The organism is Bradyrhizobium sp. 160 (assembly GCF_023073735.1).
Lineage (GTDB): Bacteria > Pseudomonadota > Alphaproteobacteria > Rhizobiales > Xanthobacteraceae > Bradyrhizobium.
Window position 1 is genome coordinate 54,908 of the sequence record NZ_JADPKD010000077.1, and the last position, 16,569, is coordinate 71,476.

Sequence of the window (16,569 nt, forward strand, 5' to 3'; positions counted from 1 at the left end):
GATAGCTCCCCTCGCGATGTGCCCCGGCGTCAAGCCGGGGCCATGCGGCGGCACGTTGCAGCCACTCAACAAAGCCGTTGCGGCCTTAGGACCATCGCACTAGCTTCGCCCGCACATTTCTTCCGGGTAAGAGGCATTACGCGATGGCTAGATTTCTTTTCGTTATTTCTTTGCTCCTGTGCGCATCGGCCGCGTCCGCGCAGCAGCAGCCCGGCCACGATGCCTGCGCGCGTGATGTCAGTCGCTTCTGCCGCGCCGTGATGAACAATGGCGATGGCGCCGTGCTCGCCTGCCTGAAGCAGAACCGCACCCGGCTGAGCAAAGGCTGCGACAAGGTGCTGACGGATCACGGGCAGTAAGCTGTCATTCCGGCCTCGCGCCTGACGGCGCGCTGCGGAATGACGAACGTGAGGCTTACGTGCTGCTCCCCGCCGCGGTCGCGACCACCGGCAGCACTTCGCTATTGGCGCGGTCCGGCGTGTCCTCCTTCCAGCGCACCGAGCCGAACGGACGCTCCAGCATGCGCCGGATCCGCACCGGCTCGGGGCCGATGTGGAAGGCCATGGCTTCCTGATGCAGCGCGCGTTCGGACTGAGTCGAACGGTTGCGCTGGCGTAAGTAGTCGAGCCAAGTCGGACAATGATAGCGCTCGGTCCACAATTCCGGATCGGCGATGTCGCGTGCGATCGACCAGCCATAGGCGCCGTTGCGCTGCCGGGAGAGCTGTACGTCCTGCATCACATTGTGGAAGGCGCGGGCATTCTCTTGGCTTACGCGGTATTCGATCTCAACCACCAGGGGCCCGCTGCGGCCGGTCAGCGACAGCTTCACCTCAGGATCGGCCAGCACCTCGGCATCCTCATTGCGCGCGCCGACGCGCGGCATCGCTAGCCAGACGCCGAGCAGCGGCGAGATCAGCATCAGGCCGGCCGCGACCAGGAGTGCGACCTCGACCCCGGCATAGTCGGTGAGATGGCCCCAGCCCCAGGCGCCGATCGCGATACCACCCGAGATCGAGGCCTGGAACGCCGCGAGCGAGCGGCCCGCGACCCAGCGCGGCGCCGAGAGCTGCACGCCGATATTGAACAGCGCGATCGCGGCCATCCAGACCGCGCCGGCCAGCACCAGCGCGGTTGCCGTCAGCACCGGCTCCGTGCTCAAGCCGAGCGCGGCCATCGCAAACGCCATCGAGATGGTGCAGGCGCGGATCGCGGCTTCGCCGCTCATGCGCTTGCGCAATTCATGGATGTTGAGCGCGCCGATCACGGCCCCCATGCCGAAGGCGCCGAGCATGATGCCGTAGGTCTGCGCGCCGCCATGCAAGAGGTCGCGCGCGACCAGCGGCATCAGCGCCATCACGGCCCCGCCGATCAGGCCCATCACCAGCGTGCGCAACAGCACGATCTTGATCGGCGGTGAATTGGTGATGTACCGGAAGCCCGATACCATCGCGCGGTTGAGCTTCTCTCGCGGCAGGCGCGAGGGTTCGGTGTTGCGGCGCCAGAGCAGCAGCACCACCAGCAGCGGCAGATAGAGAATCGCGTTGCAGGCGAACGCCGCCACCGCGCCGAGCGCAGCGACGATCACGCCGCCAACTGCGGGACCGAAGCTGCGCGCAATGTTGTAGCTGATGCCGTTGAGCGCGACGGCCGAGGGCAGTGCGTCGGGCGGCACCTGTTCGCTCACCGAGGACTGCCAGGCGGGGCCGAACAGCGCATTGCCGCTGCCGACGACGAAGCAAAAGGCGAGCAGCAATTCTGGCGTGATCAGATTAAGGCCGGCCAGCACAGTGAGCGCGCTCGCGCCGACCAGCGCGATCGACAGCGAGACCAGAGTGACGATGCGTCGATCATACATGTCTGCGATGGCGCCCGCCGGCATCGAGATCAGCATGATCGGCAACATGAGCGCGGTTTGCACCAGCGCCACCTTATCGGCCGAGGCCGCCATCTGCGTCATCGCCCAGGCGGCACCAACGCCTTGGATCAGGAGGCCGAGATTGGAGAGCAGGCTGGCAAGCCAGATGCGCCGGAATACGGTGTACCGCAGCGGCGCGGTGATGCGTTCGGCGACAATTTTCTGGCGGTTGCTCTGCTCGGTCATATCCCTTCCAAACGGTCTGGCAGAAATGGTCCTGGCGATTCCGGCAAATTCAGTGATGCCCGCGAAAGTCCTTCGCTGTCCAGTGGTTAGGCCGGTATAAGCGGTGCAAAGAGGCGTTTGCCGGGGAGGAACAGATGAAGCTGTCGCGACGGACGATCCTGCAAGGGGTCAGCAGCTTGCCTTTCGCAGTTGCGAGCTTGCGGGCGGGCGCGATGGCCCAAACCGCACCGGCCGCCACGCCAAGCACTGAGCTGCCGCCGATCCTGTTGGTCCACGGCAACGGCGACTACGACGCGCTCTGGATGACGACTTTGTGGCGGATGGAATCGAACGGCGTCGCACGCGATCGCATGGCGGCGATCAATTTCACCGATCCGCTGGCGCGCAGCGACGACAAGGTCGAGCAGGCGAACCGGTCCTCGACCGAAGACCAGCGCCGCGAGCTCACCGCCGCCATCGCTGACCTGAAGCGCCGTACCGGCGCGCCGCGCGTGGCGCTGATCGGCAGCTCCCGCGGTGGCTATGCGATCCGTAACGTCATCAAAAATGGCGGTGCCGGCGATGTCAGCCACGCCGTGTTGTGTGGCACGCCCAATCACGGCGTGTTCGCGACCGACGACCAGCCCAACAACGAGTTCAATGGCCGCGGCGCATTCCTGCGCGGCTTGAACGAGGGCGAGAGCGAGGTGACGGCGGGCACAGCTTTTCTCACCTTGCGCAGTGACGGCCTGGACAAATATGCCCAAGCCGACGGCCGTTTCATCGGAAACCCCGGCGTCCCGACCGGTGTTACCGCGGAGGGGCCGGAGCTGAAGGGCGCCACCAACCTCGTGCTCGGTGCGCTCGATCATCGCGAGGTTGCGTTTCATCCGCGCGCATTTCGCGAGATCTACAAGTTCGTCGCCGGCCGCGAGCCGATGCGCATCGCGATTGTGCCGGAGCCAAGCGTGAAGTTGAGCGGTTTGGTCACGGGCACGCCGGGCGGCGTGCCGACCAACCGTCCGGTGGCCGGCGCAACCGTCGAGGTCTTCCGCGTCGATCCCGAGACGGGAGAGCGCAAGGGCGGTGCGCTGCACAGCTCAAAAACCGGTGCCGATGGCCGCTGGGGACCGGTCCAGGTCGATCCCACCTGGTCGCTCGAATTCGTCCTGGCATCGCCCGACGCGCCGACGACGCACATCTACCGCTCGCCATTCCCGCGCTCGTCGGACGTCGTGCACCTGCGGCCCGCGCGCCCGCTCGGGCCGGCTGACAAGGACGCAGGAGCTGTCGTGATCATGTCTCGGCCGCGCGGCTATTTCGGTCTGCCACGCGACGTGGTGCTGCTCGACGGCAAGGAGCCGGCCGACGTCAAATCGGGCGTGCCCACGGATGCGGCAGCAACCCTGCGGCTTCCGGCGAGCGAGGTCGGGCGTAACATCGTGGCCCAGTTTGGCGAAGAACGGATTGTGGCACGCGCCTGGCCCGCCTCTGAGAACAGGATTGCGATTGCCGAGCTGACTTATTAGCTGTTTGCTTGCGTCACTTCCGCGGGAGAGAGCCATGAACATCGCCAGCGTGCGTCGGCCCATCATCCCTCCGACCCCGCCGCGTGCGCCGGACGATATGTCGTTCTTTGGCAAGCTCGCGGTGATCCGCCAGAACATGATCGCGTCCTGGGGGCAGCGCGCCTATGAGGAAGACGTCATCCCGGGCCGCTTTTTTTTCCGCAACAGTTTCATCCTGAACCAGCCGGACGCGATCCGGCACGTCCTGCTCAGCAATTACGAGAACTATACGCGCACGCCGGCGGGCATCCGCATGCTGCGCCCGGTGCTCGGTGACGGCCTCCTGATTGCGGAAGGTCATTCCTGGACGTTTCAGCGCCGCACGCTAGCCCCGGCCTTCACGCCGCGCGCTACCGCAAATCTCGTCCCGCACATGACCGCGGTGCTCGACGAAGCGATTGCGAAGCTCGACGCGCGAACCGGCGAGCCGGTCGATCTGCGCGAGGTCATGCAGCGCATGACGCTCGAGATCGCCGGACGCACGATGTTCTCGTTCGGTATGGACCGCCATGGCACGAGCTTGCGCAATTTCATCATGGAATATGCCGCGCGGCTGGGACGGCCCTATTTCCTCGACATGGTGCTGCCGGTGTCCTGGCCGAGCCCGATGGATCTTGCACGAGCGCGCTTTCGCAAGCGCTGGACCGAATTCGTTGCCATGCTGGTCGCCGAACGGCGCGCGGCGGGCAAGAAGGACGGCGCGCCGCCGCGTGACCTGTTCGACCTCATGGACGAGGCCCGCGATCCTGAAACGGGCAAGGGCTTTTCCGACGGACAGCTCGTCGACGAGGTCGCAACCATGATCCTGGCGGGTCACGAGACAACGGCGACGGCGCTGTTCTGGGCGCTCTATCTGCTGTCGCTCGACCCTGGCACGCAGGAGGAGGTCGCCTCCGAGACCCGCGGCGAACATCTCGACAGCATGGCCGACATCGAGCGGCAGAAATTCACCCGTGCCGTGATCGAGGAGACCATGCGGCTCTATCCGCCCGCCTTCCTGGTCGCGCGTGCCGCGCGCGAGAAGGACAACGCGGCCGGCATCGAGATCGGCAAGGGCGACATCATCATGATCGCGCCGTGGCTTTTGCACCGGCACGAGAAATTGTGGGATCAGCCGAACGCGTTCATTCCAAAGCGCTTCATGGCGAAAGAGCCGCCTGATCGCTTCGCATATCTGCCGTTCGGCGCGGGCCCCCGCGTCTGCATCGGCGCGCCGTTTGCGCAAGCCGAATCGGTGCTGGCGCTGGCCCGGCTGATCGGCGCGTTCCGCGTCGAGCTTGCCGATACCGTTCCCGTGATTCCGCATGGCGTCGTCACGACGCAGCCAGACCACTCACCCATGTTACGCATCACGCGTCGGTAACGGACGCTCGTCTGGCCGATGGCGTGATCCACCTTAGACAGAGCCCCCGCCATGAGCGACATCCAGGCCCAGTTTTCCGTTCTGAAGCAGACCGCCGACGCCAAGGTGGTCGACGCGATTGCGCAACTGATCGCCAATGGTCAGGATCGAGACCTCAACCGCATCAACGTGCTGGATTTTGCCGATCGTGCCGGGCTCGATCAGGAGAAGGTCATTTCTGGATTCCTGCACGCATCGCGGCTCGGCCTGTTCGACATGAGCTGGAACGTGCTGTGTCCCGGCTGCGGAGGAGTTCTGGGTGCGCATACGACGTTGAAATCCCTGAAGCATGAAGACTACAACTGTGCGCTCTGTGCAGCTGGGTACGAGGCGTCAGTCGATGAGATGGTCGAGGTGGCTTTTACCGTCAGTCCGCGCGTCCGCCGAATCGGTGCCCACGATCCCGACACATTGCCGATCTGGGAATATGTGCGGCAGATGTTCTGGAGCTCTGGGGTCGACATCAACGATGAATCGTTCTCGCGCCTGATCAACGAAGTGACGCTGGAAGCGCTCGAATTGCCTGCCGGCGAAAAGGCGATCCTCTCGCTGAAGCTTCCTAGCCAGTTCGTCATCGTCTTCGAGCCGGTGACGCATTCCGCCCATTTCCTGGATGTTCAGGGTGAGCCGACGAGCGAACGTCAGCAGCTTTCGATCATGTTCAACAAATTAGAGGCGCCTACGGGGACCACTGTGATGCGCCCCGGACCGTTGCGCCTCACGCTCGAGAATCAATCAGGCAATCGCGTGTTGCCCTCGGTGTGGATTGCCGCCGATGCGCTGCATGAGATGATCGGCAAGCGCAAGCCCATTCTGACGGCCAAGCGGATGCTGTCCAATCAGACGTTCCGCGACGTCTTCAAGGCCGACAACCTCAATGTCGACCAGCGATTGAAGATCACGTCGCTGACCTTCCTGTTCACTGACCTGAAGGGGTCGACGGCGCTATACGAGCGAGTCGGTGATCTCAGTGCTTTTGACCTCGTGCGCGCGCATTTTCGTGCGCTGCTGGAGATCATTGCCGCCGAGAAGGGGGCGGTGGTGAAGACAATCGGCGACGCTGTCATGGCGACCTTCGTCAGACCTGAGCACGCAATTACCGCGGGGCTGCGCATGCGCGCCGCCATGGATGAATTGAACAAGGAGCGCGGCGCCAACGATCTCATTCTCAAGATCGGTATTCATGAGGGGCCTTGCCTCGCGGTGATGCTCAACGAGCGCCAGGATTATTTCGGCCAGACCGTCAACATCGCCGCGCGCGTGCAAAGCCTGTCGACCGCGCAGGAGATCCACATCACCGGTCCAGTGCTCGACGTGCCGGCGGTTGCCGAAATCCTTCAGCAGCGCGAGATCAAGCCGATCCAGAAGCAGGCGGCTCTGCGCGGCATTGCCGACAAGATGGTGGTGTACGAGATACCGTGAGGGATGCGTCCGACATGCGCTCCGTCGCAATGAGGGCGTGGCGGCGGATGCGCGCTACATCCTCCAGCGCCGATCGGACCGGGCATAACGCCAACCGGCAGATTGCCGAAACGTAATGCAGCGCGCGGAACTGACGCACATTGCGCCGGTTGAATTTGCGCCTCATATAATGCTGGTAACATCCGCCCCTCGCGGCTTCATCGATCTCGGTAGGACTTTATGCTCGACGGCCTGCGCCAATTCATCGCCGACATTGTTGCTCCCCACGACCAGACTCGCGCATTTGGCGATAGCGACTATCGGCTGGCAGCCACGGCGCTGCTGATTCACGTGGTCTCGCTGGACGGTCAGCCGAGCGCAGCCGAGCAACGTAAACTACATAGCCTGATCGAAAGCCACTTTGGGCTGGATCGCGGCACTGCGGACCGGCTGATCGCCGACGCCACCCAGGTCGAGGGCGAGGCGGTCGATCTCTATCATTTCACCAGCGTCATCATGCGCTCGCTCGACGAAGAGGGTCGCAAGCGCATCGTGCGGATGATGTGGGAGCTGGTCTATGCAGACGGCCAGGTCAGCGAGTTCGAGGACAACGTCGTCTGGCGCGCCTCCGATCTGCTCGGGATTTCGCAGCGCGACCGGATCGACTTGAAGCACGCGGTCGCGGACCGAGCCGGTGGTCAGGTCAAGGACACCGCGGTCGCGGCTGACGGCTCTGGCCTCGACTGATCGCGGCCTGCGCGGAGACATGACGAAACTTTAATTTATTCGCCGCCTGCGCCGAATTCGCCTGCAAATCAAAGGTTTTTCAGCGCGGCCTGTCGTTCTGCTCAAGCGGCCATGCTGGCGGCGCAGCTTGCATGTCGCGCGTGGCCTATGCTCTCGTTCCACCATTGCGGGGCCAAAAACTTGAATTCAAGAGACTTCGATCGTGACTGAGCGGGTGACGCTGATTACCGGTGCCTCGGCGGGTATCGGCATGGAGCTGGCGCGCGTGTTTGCCGCCAACGGGCATCGCCTCGCATTGACCGCGCGCCGGGCAGACCGGTTGGAAGCGCTCGCCGCTGAGCTGGCCGCCAAGGGCGGCAAGAAACCGATCGTGATCGCCTGCGATCTCGAGGAAGCGGATGCCGGCGACAAGATCGCGGCAGCGCTTGCCGCTGAAGGTGTCGAGCTCGATCATCTCGTCAACAATGCCGGCTTCGGCGTGTTCGGTGATGCGATCGAGCGCGATCGCGTTGAGCAGCTCGGCGTCGTCGATGTCAATGTCCGGGCCCTGACGGATCTGTCGCTGCGCTTTGCCGATCAGCTCATCAAGAACAGGGGCGGTCTTCTCAATGTCGGATCTGTCGCCGGCTTTCTGCCTGGCCCCGGCATGGCCGTCTACTACGCCTCAAAGGCCTATGTCATCTCCTTCACCGAAGCGCTGCGGGCGGAGCTTGCACCGCGCGGCGTCCGCGTCACCGTGCTTTGCCCGGGCCCGGTGCCAACCGAATTCCAGGCTCGCGCCGGTGTCGGATCCCAACATGATACGGCGGTTCTCAACGTCTCTGCCGCCGAGGTGGCCCGCGATGCGTATCGCGGTCTGATGGCCAACAAACGGGCAGTGCTGCCTGGTCTGGGCATCAAGATTGTGCCGTTGGCGCTGCGTTTCTTCCCGCGCGGCTTCATCCTGGCCGCGACCAGCCGATTCCAGAGGCGCAGATACTAAGAGAAAGCCTGAGGCGCCCGGTAGTGGCCCGGAGCTTGCTTTGATCCCGGTGTGTGCGCGAACTCACACGATGTTAACCATCGCTTAGCTATGCTGGCGGTCTGAACCGATAGCACTCGCAGAGGCCATGTCGTTCCGGACGGACAGGTTTCGTCGCGCAGAATTGGTGCCCCTCCGAAAGAGGACGCCTGGCGCGGCCGCCTTCGCCTCCGAAGCCCGGCTCCCGGTTCTGATCGTCCTGCATCAGGAATCCTCGAGCCCCGGCCGAATAGGCAACGCCCTGCGCGCGCTCGGTCATCGTCTCGACATCCGGCGACCGCGCTTCGGCGATGCCCTGCCCGAGACGCTCGATCAGCATGCCGGCGTCGTGATCTTCGGCGGCCCCATGAGCGTCAACGATCCCGACGACTACATCCGCCGTGAGATCGACTGGATCGAAATTCCGCTCCGCGAGCAGCGGCCGTTCCTCGGCGTCTGCTTAGGTGCACAGATGCTGGCGATGCAGCTCGGGGCCCGGGTCGCGCCTCATGCGGAGGCGCTGGCCCAGATCGGATACTACCCGATCAGGCCCACTGCCGCGGGACATGCGCTCTGCCCGCACTGGCCGGAGCAAGTCTACCACTGGCATCGCGAAGGATTTGATCTTCCGGTCGGCGCCGAGCTGCTTGCCGAGGGCGATGATTTTCCGGTGCAGGCGTTCCGTACGGGCAATGCCTTCGGTGTGCAGTTTCATCCAGACGTGACCTACGCGATGATGTGTCGCTGGACCACGCGCGGCTATGATGGCTTCAGCGCGCCGGGTGCGCGGCAGCGGCATCATCATTTTGCAGATCGTGCCGTCTACGATGCCGCGGAACGCGCCTGGCTCGATCACTTCATCGATGGCTGGCTGGCGCGCCGGCCGGCGCTGGCGCAAGCCGCCGAGTGATCGCGCCTTCGCGCGAAGCCCTTGCCTCTCCCCTGAATATGCTAGGCTCTCTGTCAACGTGCGCGCACGAACGCGCCGGCAAAGGGAGAGCGCCATGGCCTACGAGCACATTCTCTATGAAGTGAGCGATAAGATCGCAACCATCACGCTCAATCGCCCGGATCGTATGAACGCTTGGACGCCGATCATGGAGCGCGACGTGCGTCACGCGATGGAAGCGTCGAGCATCGACGACAATGTCCGCGTCATCGTGCTCACCGGTGCGGGCCGCGCCTTCTGCGCCGGCGCCGACATGGATGCGCTGAAGGGGCTCGATCCCGATGACGTCAGACGCGCCTCGAACCTGCCGCCCTTTGACATGAACCGCCGGCCGGATTGGCAGACGCGCTACGGCTATTACCCATCGATCAAGAAGCCGATCATTGCCATGCTCAACGGCGCGACCGCGGGCATCGGCCTCGTCCACGCGCTCTATTGCGATCTGCGCTTTGCCGCCGACAACACGGTGTTCACGACCGCCTTCGCGCGGCGCGGTCTGATCGCCGAGCACGGCATATCCTGGATGCTGCCGCGCATCGTCGGTCATGCCAATGCGCTGGACCTGTTGCTTTCGGCCCGGCGCGTGCCGAGCGCGGAAGCGCTGCGGATCGGGCGGGTGAACCGGCTCTGCTCGCCGGAAAAACTCCGCGAGGAGACCTATGCCTATGCCCGCGACCTCGCCGATTTGGTCTCACCGAGCGCGATGGCGGTGATCAAGCGGCAGCTTTACGAGGTGCCGTTCCAGACGCTGGCCGAGGCGACGATCGAAGCCAACCGAGAGATGATGGTGGCGCTGAACGGCAGCGATTTCCGGGAAGGAGTCGCAAGCTTCATGGAGAAGCGGCCACCGCGGTTTATGGGGAAATAGGGGCAGGAGCTTCGAACAGTCCGTCTTCGCCCTTTGGGCTTCGCCGGACACCACGCTTCGCTCTTCGGACTCCTCGTGGCTGCGCCACGCGGAGCCCGGAGGCCTTGGCTAATTGCTGTTTCGATGCGGATACGGTCCGTCTTCGCCCTTTGGGCTTCGCCGGACACCACGCTTCGCTCTTCGGACTCCTCGTGGCTGCGCCACGCGTAGCCTGAAGGGCCTTGGCTAATTGCTGTTTCGATTTGCGGATACGGTCCGTCTTCGCCCTTCGGGCTTCGCCGGACACCACGCTTCGCTCTTCGGACTCCTCGTGGCTGCGCCACGCGTAGCCCGAAGGGCGAAGCGTGGTGGAGCCAGGCGGGATCGAACCGCCGACCTCGTCATTGCGAACGACGCGCTCTCCCAGCTGAGCTATGGCCCCTTTGCTGGCCGCTCTGGTGAATGCGGCCGACAACCGGGCGCCATTTAAGTCCCCGCCAAGGTCAAGTCAAGGACGGGTATAACCCGGTTTTAGCCATCCGGGCGCCGACTTCCCTTGTTTGGGTCGGGGGGAACCGATATCAAGCCAGCGGCGTCAATCCCGACCGGAGCCAGAGTTTTCAAAAACCATGCGTGCCGTTCTCGACATCGTCATCATCGTGCTCGATCTCTACGTCTGGCTGCTGATCGCGTCCGCGATCCTGTCCTGGCTGATCGCCTTCAACGTGGTGAACACCCGCAACCAGTTCGTCTCGGCGGTGGCGGAGTTCCTGTACCGGATCACCGAGCCCCTGCTGGCACCTATTCGCAATTTCCTGCCCAGTCTCGGCGGCCTCGACATCTCGCCGATCATCCTGATCCTGCTGATCATGTTCATCGAGCGGGTGATCCTGTATTACATCTACCCGAACGTGATCTAGGCAAGCTGGAGCGCCTTGGTTGTCAAAGAACCCTGGCGTCCCTCCGCCACAGGAATCAGCATCGCGCTGCGGGTGACGCCGCGCGGCGGCCGCGACGACATCGACGGGATCGAGCAGCTCTCCGACGGCCGCAGCGTGCTCAAGGTGCGGGTACGCGCCATTGCCGATGGTGGCGAGGCCAACAAGTCGGTCTTGGTCCTGCTGGCGAAATCGCTTGGTGTGCCCAAGGCCAACGTCAGGCTTTTATCCGGGGCGACCTCGCGGCTGAAGCAGATCGCGATCGAAGGCGATTCGGCACGGCTCGGCGAAGCCTTGCGTCAGCTCGCTTTCGCCAAATCGATAGACCATAGGAACTGACATGACCGCGAAAATCATCGATGGAAAAGTCATTGCCGCGGAACTTCGCGGCCGCGTCGCCGAGGAGGTCGCCCGCGTCAAGCGCGAGCACAATCTGGTGCCGGGCCTTGCGGTGGTGCTGGTCGGCAACGACCCTGCCAGTGAGGTCTATGTCCGCTCCAAGCACACTCAGACGCAAGGCGCCGGCATGGCCTCGTTCGAGCACAAGCTGCCGGCCGACGTTGCGCAAGCAGATCTCCTGGCGCTCGTCGCAAAGCTCAACCGCGATCCGGCCGTGCACGGCATTCTGGTGCAACTGCCGCTGCCGAAGGGGCTGAACACCGAGGCCGTGATCAATGCCATCGATCCCGCCAAGGATGTCGATGGCCTGCATCCGAGCAATGCCGGCCGGCTCGCCGCCGGTTTTGAGGCGCTGTCGCCCTGCACGCCGCTGGGCTGCATCATCCTGACCAAAAGCGTGCACGCTTCGCTCGAAGGCATGAACGCCATCGTCATCGGCCGCTCCAACCTGGTCGGCCGTCCGCTGGTGCAGTTGCTGCTGAACGAGAACGCCACGGTCACGATCGCGCATTCGCGCTCGCGCGACCTGCCTGGCCTCGTGAAGCGCGCCGACCTCGTCTACGCCGCTGTCGGCAAGCCGGAGATGGTGCGCGGCGACTGGCTAAAGCCGGGCGCAACCGTGATCGACGTCGGCATCAATCGCATCCCCAAACAAGACGGCAAGACCCGCCTCGTCGGCGACGTTGCCTATCAGGAAGCGCTTGGGGTTGCCGGCGCGATTACGCCGGTGCCGGGCGGCGTCGGCCAGATGACGGTCGCCTGTCTGCTGGTGAATACGCTCCGTGCCGCCTGCGCGATCACAAGGCTGCCGAAGCCGGCGGTGTAGGTTTGTCGTCATTCCGGGCGATGCGCAGCATCGAACCCGGAATCTCGGGACACAAACTCCTGGATTCCGGGTTCGCGCTTCGCGCGCCCCGGAATGACCGTTAGCCCTTCTTTTTCTTCTCGCGCTCAATGCCTTCGAGGATCAGCTTGTGCGCGTCCTCGGGGCCGCCCCAGCGCAGGATTTTCACCCACTTGCCCTTCTCAAGGTCCTTGTAGTGCTCGAAGAAGTGCTGGATCTGCTGGAGCGTGATGTCAGGCAGGTCAGAGTAGCTCTTCACCTTATCGTACCGCTGCGTCAGCTTCGACGACGGCACCGCCAAAATCTTTTCGTCGCCGCCGGCCTCATCTTCCATGAACAGCACGCCGACCGGGCGCACGCTCATGACGGCGCCGGGAATGATGGCGCGGGTGTTGATGATCAGGACGTCACAGGGATCGCCGTCATCCGACAAGGTGTGCGGGATGAAGCCGTAATTCCCGGGGTAACGCATCGGCGTGTAGAGGAAGCGGTCGACCACGAGCGTGCCAGCCTCCTTGTCCATCTCGTATTTGATCGGTTCGCCACCCACGGGGACCTCGATGATGACATTGACGTCATGTGGTACGTTTTTCCCGATCGAGACCGCATCGATACGCATTCAAGGCTCCGTTGTTGCCGAGGTGACATCGCGCCCGGCAGCGATTTTGGCGCTGTCATACGCGGGCTTCGCCCGCTGATCCATCGCGTTTTTGTGAAATAATGAATCCGGCGATCACCGGCCCAAGTGGCAACGGTATCGACGGATGGAAACGCTGCCGATTCAGGTTTCAGCAGCTCAATTGGTCCAGGCGAAGGCAACCTTGTCGAGCGACTTCGGCCCGAACCGCTCCGAGGAGCGTGCCACCATGCGGCCGCCCAGGGCACGGTAGAACTCGGTGGCCGGATCGTTGTCCGACAGCGCCCACACCACCATGCTTTTCAGGCCGCTCTGCATCAGGTCGCGGCGGGCGGCGGCGAACAGGCGGCGGCCGAAGCCGAGGCCCTGGAATTCAGGACGCAGATAGAGCTCGTAGATCTCGCCGTCGAAATGCAGGCTGCGGGCGCGGTTGCGGCCATAATTGGCGTAGCCTGCGATCTTGTCGCCGAACACCAGCACGCTGACGCGGCTGCCCTTGCGGATCGCACTGTCCCACCATTGCGGACCGCGGCGGTTGATCAGCTTCTCCAGCTCGGCGCCGGGAATGATGCCCTGATAGGCCGAGCGCCAGGCTTCGTCATGGGTCGACGCCACCGCAGTTGCATCTGCGGCTTTGGCCGGCCGGACTTCGATCAGGGTTGTGCTCATGGACGCGATCAAACCAAGTCGCCGCGCCGGCGGCAAGACCTATCGTTAATTATCGGTTAACCTGTGGACTTTCTGCATCAGTTTTTAACCATGTTGTACCGAAAGAGGACAAGCCGCCGTTCAGAACGGGATCGCCCTGCCGTGCGTCGGTGCAAAACTCGCTGCGGCACCCAATGAATGCGATGGCTGCGCAAAAAGTCTGGCCGGAGTGATTCGTTCCTACTGGAGCATGATCCGGAAAAGTGAGGAGCGGTTTTCCGAAAAGATTATGCTCAAACAATAGTCTAAAGCGCGGTGACCATTCGTCTTCATCTCATCGCGCTTTCGTGTGACATCGCTGTCGGTGTCCGCCTCCTCTGGCAATTCATGCGGCTCCTCATCACCCCTGCGTTTCTGTCTTGGTTGGCCGTGCTGACTGCGTCACCTCTGTGCGCTCAGACCACGTTTGGCCCCTCCGGAGAGGAGGGCGAACCGTTTCGCCGGCAACAGTGGCGCGTGCCGTCGCCGGATACCGGCATTGCCGCGCATGCGCTGCTGTTTCGCCCCGTCGGCACCGGCCCGTTCCGGTTCGCGGTCATTGCCCACGCCTCGACGCAGAATGGCTTGCGTCGCGCGCAAATGCCGCGACCGGAATATCGCGCGCTCACGGCGTATCTCGTCGCGCACGGGTTTGCCGTGCTGGTGCCGGAACGGCTCGGTCACGGCGCGACCGGCGGCCACTATGTCGAAGACCAGGGCGGCTGCGACGAGGCGGACTACGCGCGATCGGCCCGTGCAACGGCCGACGAAATCTCGCTCGCGCTGGACTATTTGCGAAAACAGGAATTCATCCGCAAGGAGGCTGCAACGGTCATCGGCCATTCCGCCGGCGGTTGGGGCGCGCTGGCGCTCGCCAGCGCCGAGCCGAAGGCGATCTCCGCCATCGTTGCATTCGCGCCGGGGCGCGGCGGCCATGCCAATGATGAGCCGAACAGGATCTGCGCGCCGCATACGCTCCTTGCGGCCGCCGCCGAATTCGGCAAGACCGCGCGCATCCCCGTCACGTGGCTCGTTGCCGCCAACGACAGTTACTTCGCACCGGCATTTTCTCAAAGATTGGCCGAGGCGTTTGGCGGCGGTGGCGACAAGCTCGACTTTCGCATCCTGCCGGCCGTCGGCAGCGAGGGTCATTGGATGATCGAAACCGAGGCCGGCGTCAAAGCCGCAAGCGGCGAGCTCGCGCGCGCGCTGAACCAGGGCAGGCCGGTGGCGGCCAAGAAGCCGTGGGACAATCGCTGATGCCTGAATGGCCCGACGACGATGTGATCCTGTTCGATGGCGTGTGCATCTTCTGCTCGCGCTGGGTCCGTTTCGTCGCCGCCCGCGATACGGCGAAGGGGTTTCGCTTCACGCCGGTCCAGTCGGATTATGGGGCGCGGCTCGCGCGCACGTTCGGGATCGATCCGCACGATCCCGATACCAATGCAGTGATCCACGGCGGCGAGGTGTTCATGAAGTCCGATGCCGCGCTCATGGTGCTGTCTCAGCTCCCCGGCTGGGAATGGGTGCGCCGGCTGTTCGCCGTGCCGAGGCCGCTGCGGGATCCCGTGTACAGCCTCGTCGCACGCAATCGCTATCGCATCTTCGGCAAGTACGATCCCTGTTTCGTGCCCGATGCCGATTTATGGGCGCGGGTGATCGAATAGTATCCTCGTCTTGCGAGGAGCGAAGCGACGAAGCGATCCAGAATCTCTCCGGAGAAAGACCCTGGATTTGCTTCGCTGCGCTCGCAACACGGAGCTTGCGGTCATGGCCTGCCTAGGGCCGCCAGCACTTCCCTGGCCGCTCGCTCGCCGCTGTCGCGCGCGCCATGCGCTGTCGAGAAGAAATTTGGCGAGGTTGCCTCGCCGGCGAAGAACAGCCGGCCATCAACCGGTGCGGCCAGCACGGCGCGATCGTCGGCGTGACCCGGCAGCGCGTGCGAATAGGAGCCGCGGGCGAAAGGATCGTGCGCCCAGCGCGACTCGCGCAGGGGTTTTAGCTTGCGGCGGATGTCGTTGCCGAGAAAGCCTGCAATCTCGTCGATGCTATGGGCGGCGAAGGCGCCCTCGCCGGCGTCTTCCAATTGACGCGCAAAGCTGCCGCCGAAGAAGCCATCGATGCAGGGCTGCCCGAATGGGCGGATGTGATAGGTGCCCATCGCGGTGCGCATGGTGGCGCCGCGCAGGTTTCCGTCCTTCGGAAAGGCTTCAGCATCCGCGAGCGCCAGTGTCACCTTGTCGTTGACACCGAGCGGCAGGCCGCGTGCGGCATCGAGCTTGGCGGGAAGCGGCGGAGAAAAGCGGATCGCCTCATCGGCAATCAGATTGGTCGGGACGGTGACGATCACCTTGTTCACGATCATCGTGCCCTGCGAGGTCTGGAGCCGGATGCGCTGACCGGAGTGATCGACCAGCGTAACGTTGCAGTTCAGCGCGACCGGACAGGGCACACCATAGGCCGCGATCAGCGTTCCATACCCGGCTCGCACACGCCAATTGAAATACGTGTCCTCGTAGCGCTCCATGTCGAGGATCGAGACTTGATCGAGTTCGCACCCGTTCACATAAGTCGAGACCGCGTCGATCATCGGATTCCAGCGGTTGCCAGGCTCGAGGTAGCAGGAGGCGGGCGCGTCCTCGCCGCTTTCCGCGGCCTCCCAGGCGCGTTCGTAGAATTCGTCGATCGCGTCCGCAAAGGCGATGCGCTCGGCTTCCGGAAAGGCGTCGCCATAGGCGCGATCGCCCCAAGGCGGCAGATCCGTGTTGATCTCGAAGCCGAGCTGGCGGGCAATCGCAACGAAGGAATTCTTGTCAGCCGAGTGCAGCCAGCCGCAGCCGACGTCGAAGGTCACGTCAGGCGAGGCCTGCACGGTCCAGGCGCGGCCGCCGAGCCGATTACGCGCCTCCAGAACGATCACGGAGAGGCCGGAGCCATGCAGCGCATGCGCGGCGCCAAGGCCGGCGGCACCTGCGCCGATGATCGCGACGTCGACGGAGGAGGGGAAGGACATGGAAGGGCGAATAGTGAGTGGCGAATGGCGAATAGAGTATAAGAAATGCCGCCTC

Annotated in this window: 17 protein-coding genes and 1 tRNA gene; 13 read left to right on the plus strand and 5 right to left on the minus strand. The window is 63.8% G+C overall.

Features of this window, described 5'->3' with window-relative positions; all coding sequences use genetic code 11:
* Positions 1–143: 143 nt before the first annotated feature.
* Positions 144–359, plus strand: a complete 216-nt coding sequence (locus IVA98_RS32310; RefSeq protein WP_247280007.1) for a cysteine rich repeat-containing protein — start codon at positions 144–146, stop codon at positions 357–359.
* A gap of 55 nt (positions 360–414) precedes the next feature.
* Here the strand turns inward: IVA98_RS32310 and IVA98_RS32315 are convergent, their stop codons facing one another.
* On the minus strand, positions 415–2,103 hold the full coding sequence (locus IVA98_RS32315; RefSeq protein ID WP_247299816.1) for an MFS transporter: 1,689 nt from the start codon (positions 2,101–2,103) through the stop codon (positions 415–417).
* Positions 2,104–2,237: 134 nt separating this feature from the next.
* Here IVA98_RS32315 and IVA98_RS32320 point away from each other — a divergent pair, with 134 nt between their 5' ends.
* The 7 genes from IVA98_RS32320 (at position 2,238) to IVA98_RS32350 (ending at position 10,017) form a co-directional block, all read left to right on the plus strand.
* On the plus strand, positions 2,238–3,611 hold the full coding sequence (locus IVA98_RS32320; RefSeq protein WP_247356405.1) for a hydrolase: 1,374 nt from the start codon (positions 2,238–2,240) through the stop codon (positions 3,609–3,611).
* Between the two features lie 34 nt (positions 3,612–3,645).
* Complete coding sequence (locus IVA98_RS32325) at positions 3,646–5,013, plus strand: cytochrome P450 (protein WP_247356414.1); 1,368 nt, start codon at positions 3,646–3,648, stop codon at positions 5,011–5,013.
* A gap of 51 nt (positions 5,014–5,064) precedes the next feature.
* The gene (locus IVA98_RS32330) at positions 5,065–6,474 is read left to right on the plus strand and encodes an adenylate/guanylate cyclase domain-containing protein (protein ID WP_247299823.1); all 1,410 of its coding nucleotides are present in this window, start codon (positions 5,065–5,067) and stop codon (positions 6,472–6,474) included.
* Positions 6,475–6,693: 219 nt separating this feature from the next.
* Positions 6,694–7,200: a tellurite resistance TerB family protein gene (locus IVA98_RS32335; RefSeq protein WP_247299824.1), complete on the plus strand. Its 507-nt coding sequence runs from the start codon at positions 6,694–6,696 to the stop codon at positions 7,198–7,200.
* Between the two features lie 202 nt (positions 7,201–7,402).
* Complete coding sequence (locus IVA98_RS32340; protein WP_247299826.1) at positions 7,403–8,182, plus strand: SDR family NAD(P)-dependent oxidoreductase; 780 nt, start codon at positions 7,403–7,405, stop codon at positions 8,180–8,182.
* A gap of 127 nt (positions 8,183–8,309) precedes the next feature.
* On the plus strand, positions 8,310–9,110 hold the full coding sequence (locus IVA98_RS32345; RefSeq protein ID WP_247299827.1) for a glutamine amidotransferase: 801 nt from the start codon (positions 8,310–8,312) through the stop codon (positions 9,108–9,110).
* 94 nt (positions 9,111–9,204) lie between these two features.
* On the plus strand, positions 9,205–10,017 hold the full coding sequence (locus IVA98_RS32350; protein WP_247356416.1) for an enoyl-CoA hydratase: 813 nt from the start codon (positions 9,205–9,207) through the stop codon (positions 10,015–10,017).
* Between the two features lie 345 nt (positions 10,018–10,362).
* Here IVA98_RS32350 and IVA98_RS32355 read toward each other — a convergent pair.
* A tRNA-Ala gene (locus IVA98_RS32355) sits at positions 10,363–10,438 on the minus strand.
* Between the two features lie 187 nt (positions 10,439–10,625).
* Between IVA98_RS32355 and IVA98_RS32360 the strand changes: the two genes are divergently transcribed.
* Genes IVA98_RS32360 through folD form a run of 3 tightly spaced genes read left to right on the plus strand, consistent with a single transcriptional unit; the run spans position 10,626 to position 12,159 of the window.
* Positions 10,626–10,916: a YggT family protein gene (locus tag IVA98_RS32360; protein ID WP_008539240.1), complete on the plus strand. Its 291-nt coding sequence runs from the start codon at positions 10,626–10,628 to the stop codon at positions 10,914–10,916.
* Positions 10,917–10,931: 15 nt separating this feature from the next.
* On the plus strand, positions 10,932–11,273 hold the full coding sequence (locus tag IVA98_RS32365; protein WP_247299831.1) for a DUF167 domain-containing protein: 342 nt from the start codon (positions 10,932–10,934) through the stop codon (positions 11,271–11,273).
* A gap of 1 nt (position 11,274) precedes the next feature.
* Complete coding sequence (folD, locus tag IVA98_RS32370; protein ID WP_247299834.1) at positions 11,275–12,159, plus strand: bifunctional methylenetetrahydrofolate dehydrogenase/methenyltetrahydrofolate cyclohydrolase FolD; 885 nt, start codon at positions 11,275–11,277, stop codon at positions 12,157–12,159.
* 100 nt (positions 12,160–12,259) lie between these two features.
* Here folD and ppa read toward each other — a convergent pair whose 3' ends face one another.
* Positions 12,260–12,796 carry an inorganic diphosphatase gene (ppa, locus tag IVA98_RS32375; RefSeq protein WP_247299836.1) on the minus strand — a complete coding sequence of 179 codons (537 nt, stop codon included), beginning with the start codon at positions 12,794–12,796 and terminating at the stop codon, positions 12,260–12,262.
* Between the two features lie 177 nt (positions 12,797–12,973).
* The gene (locus tag IVA98_RS32380) at positions 12,974–13,483 is read right to left on the minus strand and encodes a GNAT family N-acetyltransferase (protein WP_008136728.1); all 510 of its coding nucleotides are present in this window, start codon (positions 13,481–13,483) and stop codon (positions 12,974–12,976) included.
* Positions 13,484–13,849: 366 nt separating this feature from the next.
* On the opposite strand from IVA98_RS32380, the gene IVA98_RS32385 reads away from it, so the two are divergent.
* Complete coding sequence (locus IVA98_RS32385; protein WP_247356418.1) at positions 13,850–14,761, plus strand: dienelactone hydrolase family protein; 912 nt, start codon at positions 13,850–13,852, stop codon at positions 14,759–14,761.
* A complete protein-coding gene (locus IVA98_RS32390) occupies positions 14,761–15,168 on the plus strand; it encodes a thiol-disulfide oxidoreductase DCC family protein (protein ID WP_247299841.1) in 408 nt (135 codons plus the stop codon). The genes IVA98_RS32385 and IVA98_RS32390 overlap by 1 nt, the downstream gene beginning before the upstream one ends.
* Before the next feature lie 101 nt (positions 15,169–15,269).
* Here the strand turns inward: IVA98_RS32390 and IVA98_RS32395 are convergent, their stop codons facing one another.
* A complete protein-coding gene (locus IVA98_RS32395; protein ID WP_247299843.1) occupies positions 15,270–16,514 on the minus strand; it encodes a flavin monoamine oxidase family protein in 1,245 nt (414 codons plus the stop codon).
* Between the last annotated feature and the right edge of the window lie 55 nt (positions 16,515–16,569).